Origin of the sequence: Cypionkella sp., from assembly GCF_036782355.1 — a bacterium.
In the GTDB taxonomy this organism is placed as follows: domain Bacteria; phylum Pseudomonadota; class Alphaproteobacteria; order Rhodobacterales; family Rhodobacteraceae; genus Cypionkella.
In genome coordinates this window covers 1-11,546 of record NZ_DAIPZF010000060.1, presented here as the reverse complement: position 1 = coordinate 11,546, position 11,546 = coordinate 1, and the positions used below count along the sequence as shown (strand labels likewise).

Sequence of the window (11,546 nt, the reverse complement as noted above, 5' to 3'; positions counted from 1 at the left end):
CTTTTGCGCGACAGGATAGCCCAAAAAGATGCGGATCTAGTTGGGTTATTGGCTGCGAGCGAATTGGAAAAGGCGCAGCTTTCAAGTCTTGTTGCCGAACTTCAATCGGCAAAATCTGCGCTTGTGGTTGAATTGGGCGCGCTATCAGTCGATCGGAAACAGGGGCAGTCAGATTTGGCCGAGGCCGAGGCGGCTTTGCAGGTTTTGCGTGAGGCCGCGCTGTCTCATGATATCTCGGATGCTGATTTTACTGCAAAGCTTAAGGCCGCATCTGCTAAGATGGACGGGCTTCGGGCCGAACTGCTTGCGCCAAATCAGGCGGTTGAGAAGCTTAAAACAGCTGCTGCTATTGTGTTGCCAAAGGCAAAGCCATTGGCTGTCTCTGCGCCGCGGCCTAAAGCCGCTGCTGTTGCAGCGCCCACGCCGACAATTCCCACCACAACAGGGTTTTTTGGCAATGGCGGTTAGACGCATTTCTGGCGCAGCGTTGATCCGTCTAGCCGTGCTAAGACATAATCAGGCCGCCATCGACGTTGATGGTTTGGCCGGTGATATAGCTGGCGTCAGCGCTGGCTAAAAATGCCACCAGGCCCGCCACATCGCTGCCTTCACCGGCACGACGCATCGGGATGTTTTGCACCCAGCTTTCCATCAACGCGCCGGGCGCGAAATCGCCCAACATCTTGCCCCACACGCGGTCGTTATAATCCCACATATCGGTTTTGATGATGCCGGGGCAGATGGCGTTGACCGTGATCCCGTCTAAGGCGACCTCTTTGGCAAGGCTTTGGGTTAGGCCCATCACGCCAAATTTCGAGGCCGCGTAATGCGGTGTGTAGATAAAGCCGTCGCGGGCTTGCCCCGAAGCGGTGTTGATCAGTCGCCCGCCTTTGCCCGAGGCACGCATCGCGCGTATTGCCTCTTGGCAGCACAAAAACACACCCTTGGTGTTGATATCCATCGTCGCATCCCATTCCTGTTCGGTCAGATCTTCGACCTTGGCGATGGTGATGATGCCGGCGTTTTGGATCGAGATATCGACTCCCCCAAAGCTCGCGGTGGCAAAGCCATATAGGGCTTTGACCTGATCTGCTTTCGAGACATCGCAGACAAAGCCCTTGGCCTTGACACCCATGGCCTGCAAGGCGGTGGCGGCCTCATGCACTTGGTCTTCGACCGAGGCGATCACTAGACTTGCGCCCTCTGCCGCAAACCGCGTCGCAATCGCCAAGCCGATGCCCTTGTTGCCGCCCGTGATCACCACGGTTTTATCTGCAAATCGCGCCATAAGGTCTGCTCCTCCGTTGAATCCTATGTTGAAAAATTTGCGTCGGGGGTCAGCAGACGCTCGGCTGTAAATTTATCAGTGACCAAAAGATCAATCACGCCAGTGCGCAGCGCGCCCCTGATGGCAAAGGTCTTACTGGGCCCACCGGCCAGTGCCATGACGCGGCTGGTTTTGCCAAGCTCGGAAAGGCTCATGCCGATCACGCGTTCATCCATAGGGGTTGTGACAGGCCTGCCCTCGGCGTCAAAAAAACGCAGTCCAATGTCGCCGACGCCGCCTGCATTGGTGACTTCTGCAATCTCGCGCGAGGTGAATACATTGCCGCTGCGCGACAGCATGCCCGAGGGTTCCATCGCGCCAATGCCAACAACAGCCAGCGTGACCTTGCTGAAAAGCTCCATGGTTTGGCGCACATAGGTGTCACTCAGCAGCACCAGCTTGGCCTCGCGCGATTGCGCGACGCCCGGGGCTGTCAGCAGATGCGCCTCGGCGCCTGTCAGCTTGGCAAGCCGTGTCGTCAGCTGATTTGCGTGGATTTGCACCGCAGGATCGCCCATGCCGCCCAGCGTTTGCACCACCTGCTTTGCCTTGCCGGCCTTCATCGGGTGAATGTTGTCTACCATCTTTAAGATCGTCTCGGACCAGCTTGAGACGCCAATCACCTCGCCCGGTTGCAGCGTCACTTCTAGAAAATGTGCCGCGGCCTCACCGATACGCGCCATGATTGCGCCTTCGCGGTCTTCTGAACATTCCACAACAATCGCCTCGGCGATGCCATAGCGCGCGCGAAGCCCCGCCTCCAGCTCGGCATAGGTTCCCGAAGGCGAGACCACTGTCGTGCGCACCATGCCTTCGTCTTGCGCGCGCTTTAGCATCCGCGACACAGTAGCCTGTGACATCCGCAGATGCTTGGCGATATCGGCCTGCCGCTGATTTTCGACATGGTACATCTGAGCGACGCGCGCGATCATTCTAAGTTCATTCAGGCGAGACATGCTGGGCACCTTCGAGGCTGTGTGAATATATATTCACTATAGGTGAAGCGTTGCGCGCGCAACGGCTTCACGCCAAACCCGTCTTAAGGGATCCCGCAGCGGCTCTGGCAGATGGGGCTGATAGGGGGTGCCATGCGCGGCCAAAGCGGTCAAAGCCCCGAGGTCAGGCCAAAAGCCGGTTGCAAGGCCGGCAAGATGTGCAGCACCAATCGCCGAGGCTTCGCTGTTGCGGCAGGGGGTCACGGCATGCGAAAGCGTATCGGCGACAAGCTGCATCAAGAATGGGTTGGTGCTTGGGCCACCATCGACGAAAATCCGCCCCAGATCCGACCCCGCTTCGGTTATAAAATCGTAGATATCGGCGGTCTGATGCGCGAGGCTATCGGCGGCTGCCCGCGCGATATGGGCCGGCTGCGTGGTAAAGGACAGACCGCTGATCAGGCCACGCGCATGGCTATCCCAATGTGGCGCGCCAAGACCGACATGCGCCGGCACCAGACTGACGCCGCCTGCATCCGCTACGCTTTGCGCCAGATCCAGCAGCGCCTCGACACCCGCCAGCCCCAGCAGTTTTGCCGTCCAAGGAAAGATCGCGGCGCTGACAAGGATATTACCTTCAAAGGCAAAGGTCGGCTGGCCTTGGATCGACCATGCGATGGTGGTTGTGATGCCCTGTGGTGGTGGGGTGAATTGTGCAATCGTGGTCATCACCGACGACCCCGTGCCAAAAGTGATCTTGCCGTCACCGCTGGCAAAAGCCCCATGGCCAAACAGCGCTGCATGCGAATCTCCGATCGCCGAGGCGATAGGAATGCCGTCGCCCAAGACGCTTAGGCCAGAGGTTTCTCCGAATATATGCGAGGAATCACAGACCTTTGGCAGGCAGTCGATCTCGACCCCAAACAGCTGGCAAAGTTCTGGATCCCATCTGCCTTTGGCAAGGTTGAACAGTTGCGTGCGCGCTGCATTCGAGCAATCGGTAGCATGTACCTTGCCACCTGAAAGCTTCCAGATCAGCCAACTGTCAACCGTGCCGATGCAGATGTCTTTGGCAGCTTGGCCGTGGTGTTGCATCAGCCAAGCCGCCTTGGTGGGCGGAAACATCGGGTCCAAGGGCAGGCCGGTCTTGGCGATAACGCCTGCCTCATGGCCTGCGTCGCGCAGCGCGTCGCAAGCCGCAGCGGTGCGCCTGCATTGCCATGTCACCACAGGGCCCAAGGGTTGACCGGTTTTGCGATCCCAGATTAGGATCGACTCGCGTTGGTTGGAAATGCCGATTGCAACGATTTGAACTTTGGGCGCTTGGCGCAGACAGCTGGCGATGGCATGGCTGGTTGCAGCCCAAATCTCTTCGGCATCTTGCTGAACCCAGCCCGATTGCGGATGGGTGATCGGCACCGGTGCAGAGCCGCTGGCAATGATTTTGCCGCCAGCATCGACCAGCACCACCTTGGAATTGGTTGTGCCTTCGTCAATCGCCAAGATCACCCGCTGTGCCATGCTTAGGCCTTTCGCTGTATCAACTCGACTGCGCTTTTTGCAATAGCCTCTACCGACATGCCAAATTCGTCCAGCAGAAAATTCGCTGGCCCTGTGGGGGCAAAAATGCCTGGAACCCCCAGACGTTTCATCGGAACTGGGCTGTGATCTACCACAACCTCGGCCACAGCGCTGCCCAAGCCGCCAAAGAGTGTGTGTTCTTCACAGGTTAAAATAGCGCCGGTCTCTTGCGCAGCGGCGATGATCGCCTTGGTGTCAATCGGGCGCACAGAGGCCATATTCAACACCCGCGCAAAGATGCCTTGCTTGGCCAGCAAGTCGGCTGCGCGCAGCGCGCGATGGGTCAAAGTGCCATTGGCGATCAGCGTCACATCCAAGCCTTCGCGCAGCAGATTGGCGCGCCCCAGCGTAAAGACATGGCCTGGAGGCAAAAGATCGGGTACGCCCACGCGGCTGAGGCGCAGAAAACAGCCGCCCTGATGCGTTGCCGCCCATGTTACGGCGGCAATGGTTTCATGCCGATCGGCAGGTGCAATCACCGGCACATTCGGCAGAGCGCGGATCCAAGCAAAATCTTCAATCGAGTGATGTGTCGCACCCAATTCGCCATAGGCCAGCCCAGAACTGATCCCAACCAGCTTCACATTGGCCTCGGAATAGGCAACATCGGCCTTGATTTGCTCAAGCGCGCGGCCGGTCAGAAACGGTGCTGCGGCGCAGACAAAGGGAATCTTGCCGCCATTGGCCAGACCTGCTCCAACGCCGACCATATTCTGTTCGGCGATACCAACATTGATCAGCCGCTGCGGGAAGGCATCGCGGAACCCGCCCAGCTTGGACGAGCCGACAGAATCGTTGACCACAGCCACGATGTCTTGGTTTTCGGTGGCAAGCGCTTGCAGCGTGGCGACAAAGGCATCGCGACAATCGTGCAATGTGGCGGTATCAAGCGTCGCGGTCATTTTGCGGCCTCCTCAAGTTCGGCCATGGCCTGCTTATATTGTGCTTCACTGGGCACCTTGTGATGCCATGCGACATTATCGCACATAAAGGAAATGCCCTGACCCTTGTTGGTATGGGCAACGATGCAGCTTGGCTTGCCCGCCACGATCTTGTCGGTGGCCAATGCGGCGCAGATTTGCTCCATGTCGTGGCCATCAATTTCCTGAACAGCCCAGCCAAAAGCCTCGAGCTTGGGGCGCAGTGGCGCGATGTCATTGGTATCGGCCAGCCGCGCGCCCTGTTGCAGGCGATTGTGGTCGATGATCAGCGTCAGATTGTCCAATTTGTAATGCGCCGCAGACATGATGGCTTCCCAGTTCGAGCCCTCCTGCATCTCGCCGTCGCCGGTGATTGCAAAGGTGCGCCAAGTCTCGTTATTCAAGCGCGCCGCCATCGCCATGCCAACCGCAATTGGCAAGCCATGCCCAAGCGGGCCGGTGTTGGTCTCGACCCCTGGCACTTTGGTGCGATTTGGGTGGCCGTTCAGGCGCGAGTAGGGCTTTAGAAAGGTTGCGATTTCCTCTTTTGGCAGAAAGCCTTTTTCCGCCAAAACGATGTAAAGCGCCAAGGCGGTATGGCCTTTGCTTAACACAAAACGGTCGCGTTTGGGGTTCATCGGCGCTTTGGCATCGACATTCAGCACGCGAAAATAAAGCGCTGTCAGCAGGTCGATGACCGACATTTCCCCACCGACATGCCCTGCACCAGCTTCATAGACGGCTTGAAGGTCGCGGCGTCTGATTTTGTTGGCGATAACGCGGAGTTCCGGGGGATTCATTCTGGCTCCTGTATAAAAATTCATCCAGAAGAAAACATGCAAACGGGAGACTGTCAAGCGAGTCTGGCCCTACGAAAGGGGCCCGTTCACATTTTTTGCCGCAGCACTTCGTCGCTGTTGACAGGGCTAAATGGATCGCTTATGCATTTTATATCTTGTGTGAATAAATATTCGGTACTGTGCGAGTGAGGAGTGTTCCATGACGGCAAAACCAAGATCCAAGGCTGGCGAGACAGGGCGATTTTCGCAGATATTCTCGTTAAGTGGGGCGACTGGGCCGTTAATCGGGCTGATCTTGCTTTGCGTATTTTTGTCCTTCGCCACCGATTCCTTTCTGTCGTTTCGCAATTTTCTGAATATCGCCGATCAGATCACCGTTCTGGGGATTATGGCGGTTGGCATGACGTTTGTGATCCTGATCGGCGGCATTGATTTGTCGGTTGGCTCTGTCTTGGCGCTGGCGATGATGGTGCTGGGCTATCTGAACGTCGAGGCCGGATATTCGATGACAGCGGCGATTTTGGGCGCCTTGGTGGTGGCAGCCCTCTGCGGCGCGATCTCGGGACTTTTGATCACCGAATTCAAGGTTCCAGCCTTTATCGCCACTCTGGCCATGATGTCGATTGCGCGCGGCGTTGCCAATATGATCACCAATGGCTCGCAGATTATCGGCTTTCCAAGCTGGTTCAATATGGGGGCGATCATCCGTCAGTTTGGCTTTTTGACGATGACGGTGGCGGTCATGATCGTGGTTTTTGTTGTCGCAATTCTGTTCCTGCGCTTTCGCGAAGAAGGCCGCTCGCTGTTTGCCATCGGCGGCAATCCCGAAGTGGCGCGCTTGGCGGGGATCAATGTGAAATTAACCACCGTGATGGTCTATACGGTCTGCGCGCTTTTGTCGGGGCTGGCGGGCATTTTGCTGGCCGCGCGCCTGGATGCGGTGCAGCCAAGCTCGGGGGTCGCCTATGAGCTGGACGCCATCGCAGCCGTGGTCATCGGCGGCACCAGCCTTTCCGGCGGAACCGGCGGCGTTGTTGGCACCTTGATCGGCGTCTTGATCATCGGCGTGCTGCGCAACGGTCTGAATCTGCTGAGTGTCTCGCCCTTTGTGCAGGCCGTTGTCATCGGCCTTGTCATCGTCCTTGCGGTTGCCGCCGAGACCTTCAAGCACCGCCGCGCTTAAAGCATTCGGGCGCGCGCAGCCTGTGGGTGCCCCTACCAGATAGTCCGATTGGTCGGACTAACAGCGATCCAGACCAACCGGTGCGGATCAAACAATAAGGAGGAGAAACCATGAAAAAAAATATCATAAAGTTGATGGCAGCCACCGCCATCGCAACCTTTGCAACATCTGCCACGGCTGAAGGCGTAGGCGGTGTGGCCAAGATCGGTCTTGCCGTGCCAAACCTGCAAGCTGACTTCTTCAACCAGATCAAGCTTGGCGTCGAAGGCTATGCCACCAAGCTGGGCATCGAAGTCATTGTTGTGGACGCCAAAAATGACACCGCAACTCAGGTCAGCCAAGTGCAAGATCTGCTCACCCAAGGCATTGATGCCTTTATCTACATCCCAGCAGGGGCAGCGGCTGCAACCGTTCCCACTCGTCTGGCGCGGGCAGCCGGCATCCCCGTGATCAACGTTGACCGCGAGCCAGAGGGTGAGCCCGGCGATACCGTGATCTATGGCGAAAACGTCAATTCAGCCTATCAGGTCTGTAACCACATTATCGGTTTGGCCGGCGGTAAAGGCAAAATGGTTGTGATCCACGGCCAAAAAGGCACCACGCCAGAGGTGCAGCGCTTTGAGGGCTGCAAAATGGCGATTGACGAAAATCCGGGTGTCGAGCTGGTAGATCAGCAGTGGAGCCAGCAGTGGTCGCCAGATGAAGGCTTCCAGATTGCCCAGAACATGCTTCAGGCGCATCCAGATATCACCATCATCTTTGGTCAGGCTGACGGTCTTGCCATGGGCGCGGCCAAAGCGGTTCAGGTGGCTGGTCTTGCGGATAAGATCACCATCGGCGGCTATGACGGTGACGGCGCTGCGCTGCAATCGCTGGTGGCTTGCGACACGCCTTTCGTCGTAACCGCAACGCAAAGCACGCAAGCGATGGGCGTTCTTGCGGTGAACTCGGCGATTGCGGTGGCAAATGGCGCTTCGGTGCCAGCGCGCCAGATCCCGAATGCTGTGCTGACGACCTGCGCGGATGCCGCGAAATTCGTTGAAAAGCACCCCTAAGCTTCGGCTTTCCCTGTCCGGTCCCATAATCCGAAAGGCGATGCAATGACATCTGACGGCAAACTGCCAATTCTCTCTTTGCGTGACATCAAGAAGTCCTATGGACCTATTCAAGTTCTGCACGGCATTGATTTGGATGTTTACGCCGGCGAAGTTGTTGCCCTGCTGGGGGAAAATGGGGCCGGAAAATCTACTGTTTCGAATGTTATTTCGGGCACCGTCCGCCCGTCTTCGGGACTGATGCGCTGGCAGGGCGCACCCTTTGCCCCTGCCTCCCCGCGTGAGGCGCTGGAGGCGGGGGTCGGGATGATCCATCAAGAATTGCTGCTCTTGCCGCATCTGTCGATTGCCGAGAACATCTTTGTGGGCCGTTATCCTACCAAAGCCGGTATTGTGGACCGCAAGGCGATGGAAGAGCGCGCAGAGATTGGCCTGCAACGGCTGGGGCTTGATGTTTCGCCGCGCCGGCTGGTGGCGGGGCTATCGACCGCCAATCAACAGCTGATCGAGATTGCAAAGGCGCTGACGCTGAACGCGCGCCTGCTGATCTTGGACGAACCTACCGCGGCGCTGGGTGGCGACGAGACCACCAAACTGTTCGAGCAGATTGCACAGCTTAAGGCCGATGGCGTTGGTATCATCTATATCTCGCACCGCTTAGAAGAAATCAAACGTATCGCCGATCGCATTGTCGTGATGCGTGATGGCGAAAAGGTGCAAGAGTTTGCCAGCGCGGATGTGCCGGTGCGCAGCATTGTCGAGGCAATGGTCGGCCGCAGTCTGGACCGCATGTTCCCTGCGATTCCGATGCCGCAGCCAGAAACGGTGCTCGAGGTCAAAGATCTCTCATCGGCGCTGGGCAGCTTTTCTGGGATCAATTTCAAGGTTCAGAAGGGTGAAATCTTTGGCATCGCGGGGCTGGTCGGGGCAGGCCGTACCGAGCTTGTGCGCGCCATTGCCGGCGTCGATCCGATCGCCAGTGGTCAGGTTTTGCTGAACGGCAGCGAGATCACCCCGCGCAAGCCGCAAGACGCCATTCGCCATGGCATAGTTCTGGTGCCTGAAGACCGCAAACAGCAGGGCCTGGTGCTGCAACACTCGATTGCCAATAATATCGCCTATGCCAATATGAACGAGGTCGCGCCTTCGGGCTGGATCACCGCGCGCAGGGTCGCCAGTTTTGCTCAGGCCAATATCGCGAAATTTGGTGTCAAAGGCCAAAGCCATCAGAATGCCGATGAGATGTCGGGTGGCAACCAGCAAAAGGTGGTCATTGCCAAATGGCTGGCACGCAATCCAAAAGTGGTGGTGCTGGACGAGCCGACGCGCGGCATTGATGTGGGCGCGCGCGCCTCGATTTATGACATCATCGTGGGGCTTGCCGCCCAGGGGGTCTCGGTCATCGTTGTCAGCTCGGATCTGGAAGAGGTTCTGGGCGTCTCGAACCGCGTCATGGTGATGGCGCAGGGCAAACAATCGGGCATCTTGGCGCGGGGCGAGGCCAATGATGTTTCGATCATGGAATTGGCCACGCTGTAAGCTCTACAAACCCCTTTAGAGGAACGTGTTATGTCTCAAATTTCGCTGAACGCGCCTGGCCTGTTCGATCTGTCGGGCCGCATCGCCTTGGTCACGGGGGCAGGCAGCGGTATTGGCCAACGCATCGCTATAGGCCTTGCGCAATGTGGCGCCGATGTCGCCTTGGTGGATAGGCGCACCGACAGCGGCCTTGCTGAAACCGCGGGCTTTATTGCGCAAGCTGGGCGCAGATCGCTGCAACTCTCGGCCGATGTCACCTCGGCTGCTGCGATGGCCGAAGCGGTGGCGCGCACGCAGGCCGACCTTGGCCCGCTGCGTCTGGCGGTGAATGCCGCAGGCATCGCCAATGCCAATCCCTGTGAGGACATGGCCGAGGATCAATATCAGACCCTGATGGACATCAATATGAAGGGCGTCTGGCTGTCGTGTCAGGCCGAAGCGCGGGCGATGCTGGCGCATGGAAAGGGCGGCTCGATCGTCAATATTGCCTCGATGTCGGGGGTGATCGTCAATCGAGGGTTGAACCAAGTGCATTACAACGCCTCGAAGGCGGGGGTGATCCATATGTCGAAATCGATGGCGATGGAATGGGTGGATCGCGGCATTCGCGTTAACTCGATCTCGCCTGGCTATACCGCAACGCCGATGAACACGCGGCCGGAAATGGTACATCAAACCAAGGATTTCGAGAGCCAAACGCCGATGCAGCGGATGGCTGATGTCAATGAGATGGTCGGGCCTGCGGTGTTTTTGCTGTCTGATGCCGCCTCTTATTGCACTGGCGTTGATCTTTTGGTCGATGGCGGGTTCTGCTGCTGGTAAGGCCTCTGGCCCAGATACAGTTTTAACGACTGCGCCGGCCGCCTGTCCTGACAGCGGCCGGCGCAGTCTTTTGCTGCCTGTCTTTAGGCGTATATACCGTTCAAGTTTGCTTCGCCAAAGCCCGCTTGGCTGCTTGCCGGCACAGGCCTTGGCGCATCGTTCAAACCGGCTGTTGCCAAGCTATGATTCGGGCTTTGTTTCCAATTTAGGATCAATTGCCGCAATTTTCGGTGATTGTTTACAAATTGATTCAGCGGCACGCCGGCGCCCAGCAGACTCAAACCGACCAGAGTTTTCTCCCGCAAGGTGGTCTGTTTGTCGCCATTTGGGGCAATGCCGGAAACAATTGCTCGAGCCCGCAGGCAGAGATACCCTGAAATTGTTCAGGTTTTACACGGATTCGATCCATTTCTTTGAGTCAAATTGTTCTCGTATTCGACGCATTTTGCGCAGGGCAAAGCCGCGGCAAGTCGCTAATATTATGCGGCGCAGAGGCCTGTTAACCTTGGTTTATTGAGTATTTTCTTTACTCGATGGTCTCTAAACACTAGCTTAACTGAGTGTGCGTATAGACTTAAGTGTAGGTGGTGGGGGCTACCTGAGTCGGCTTGAACTCCTTGCGGAGATTAGCCGGCTTTTTGCTTTGGATCTATTCGAGCTTTTTCTGCGGCATGTTTTGCCGCCCCTGTTGCTGCTGCTGGGAGAGTACGAGTTGGGTGCGTTTGTTAAAGGTAATGACAAAGATTTTGTCGCAGGCGGCGTGTCTCACGCCAAGCTTTTCCGCAGCATACAAAAGACTGTGATGACTGGCGTTGCCGCGTTGCGCGCCCGCTCAGGCGGGGGCGCCGACGCCCCTGACGGCCCTTACACCCATACTGCGATCTTCCACCAAGACTTGCGCGCGCAATCGGCTGGTTTCGTGCCCGCATGCGTCATTGCCACCCAACCAGACTACCAAGGAGCGAACTAATGACAACTCTGAATGGCACCACGGGCAATGACTTCGTCGCCGGCACGGCGGCCAACGAACAGATCTTTGGTCTGGATGGCAATGACGATCTGCGCGGCAATGCGGGCAATGACACGATCGCAGCGGGCACTGGCGATGATTATGTCGAGGGGAACCTTGGCGATGATCTGCTGTATGGCGAAACTGGCAATGATAATATGCGTGGCAACGAGGGGAACGATACCCTCTATCTTGGCTCGGGCGACGACTTTGGCGCCGGCGGCGATGGCCTGGATACAATCTATGGCGAAGAGGGCAATGACCTGATCGAGGCTGGCCTAGGCAATGACTTGGCCTATGGCGGCAGCGGCAACGATATTATCTCGGACGATCCGCTGGGGCCGTATGCCGCTGGCGGCGGCGATGACCGCTTTT

12 protein-coding genes are annotated in these 11,546 nt (G+C 57.4%); 7 read left to right on the top strand and 5 right to left on the bottom strand.

Going from position 1 to position 11,546, the window contains the following annotated elements; translation table 11 throughout:
- On the top strand, positions 1 to 468 hold a 468-nt coding region (locus V7Q10_RS15165; protein ID WP_442885883.1), incomplete at its 5' end, for a hypothetical protein.
- A 37-nt stretch (positions 469 to 505) separates the two neighbouring features.
- Here V7Q10_RS15165 and V7Q10_RS15160 read toward each other — a convergent pair.
- From V7Q10_RS15160 to V7Q10_RS15140, 5 genes are read right to left on the bottom strand one after another with little or no spacing between them, the layout of a single operon-like run.
- Positions 506 to 1,288, bottom strand: a complete 783-nt coding sequence (locus V7Q10_RS15160) for an SDR family oxidoreductase (RefSeq protein ID WP_333869978.1) — start codon at positions 1,286 to 1,288, stop codon at positions 506 to 508.
- Positions 1,289 to 1,311: 23 nt separating this feature from the next.
- Complete coding sequence (locus V7Q10_RS15155) at positions 1,312 to 2,283, bottom strand: sugar-binding transcriptional regulator (protein ID WP_333869977.1); 972 nt, start codon at positions 2,281 to 2,283, stop codon at positions 1,312 to 1,314.
- A gap of 36 nt (positions 2,284 to 2,319) precedes the next feature.
- Positions 2,320 to 3,783: an FGGY family carbohydrate kinase gene (locus tag V7Q10_RS15150; protein ID WP_333869976.1), complete on the bottom strand. Its 1,464-nt coding sequence runs from the start codon at positions 3,781 to 3,783 to the stop codon at positions 2,320 to 2,322.
- 2 nt (positions 3,784 to 3,785) lie between these two features.
- A complete protein-coding gene (locus V7Q10_RS15145) occupies positions 3,786 to 4,745 on the bottom strand; it encodes a transketolase family protein (RefSeq protein WP_333869975.1) in 960 nt (319 codons plus the stop codon).
- Positions 4,742 to 5,563 carry a transketolase gene (locus V7Q10_RS15140; protein WP_333869974.1) on the bottom strand — a complete coding sequence of 274 codons (822 nt, stop codon included), beginning with the start codon at positions 5,561 to 5,563 and terminating at the stop codon, positions 4,742 to 4,744. Before V7Q10_RS15140 ends, V7Q10_RS15145 begins: the two co-directional genes overlap by 4 nt.
- Positions 5,564 to 5,762: 199 nt before the next feature.
- Between V7Q10_RS15140 and V7Q10_RS15135 the strand changes: the two genes are divergently transcribed.
- The 6 genes from V7Q10_RS15135 to V7Q10_RS15110 form a co-directional block, all read left to right on the top strand.
- A complete protein-coding gene (locus tag V7Q10_RS15135) occupies positions 5,763 to 6,746 on the top strand; it encodes an ABC transporter permease (protein WP_333869973.1) in 984 nt (327 codons plus the stop codon).
- Positions 6,747 to 6,856: 110 nt separating this feature from the next.
- Complete coding sequence (locus V7Q10_RS15130) at positions 6,857 to 7,801, top strand: substrate-binding domain-containing protein (RefSeq protein WP_333869972.1); 945 nt, start codon at positions 6,857 to 6,859, stop codon at positions 7,799 to 7,801.
- Between the two features lie 45 nt (positions 7,802 to 7,846).
- Positions 7,847 to 9,340, top strand: coding sequence for a sugar ABC transporter ATP-binding protein (locus tag V7Q10_RS15125; RefSeq protein WP_333869971.1), 1,494 nt, complete (start codon positions 7,847 to 7,849; stop codon positions 9,338 to 9,340).
- A gap of 30 nt (positions 9,341 to 9,370) precedes the next feature.
- Positions 9,371 to 10,162: an SDR family oxidoreductase gene (locus V7Q10_RS15120; RefSeq protein WP_333869970.1), complete on the top strand. Its 792-nt coding sequence runs from the start codon at positions 9,371 to 9,373 to the stop codon at positions 10,160 to 10,162.
- A 643-nt stretch (positions 10,163 to 10,805) separates the two neighbouring features.
- Positions 10,806 to 11,132, top strand: a complete 327-nt coding sequence (locus V7Q10_RS15115) for a hypothetical protein (protein ID WP_333869969.1) — start codon at positions 10,806 to 10,808, stop codon at positions 11,130 to 11,132.
- A partial coding sequence (locus V7Q10_RS15110; protein ID WP_333869968.1) for a calcium-binding protein occupies positions 11,132 to 11,546 on the top strand: 415 nt, incomplete at its 3' end. The genes V7Q10_RS15115 and V7Q10_RS15110, both read left to right, overlap by 1 nt.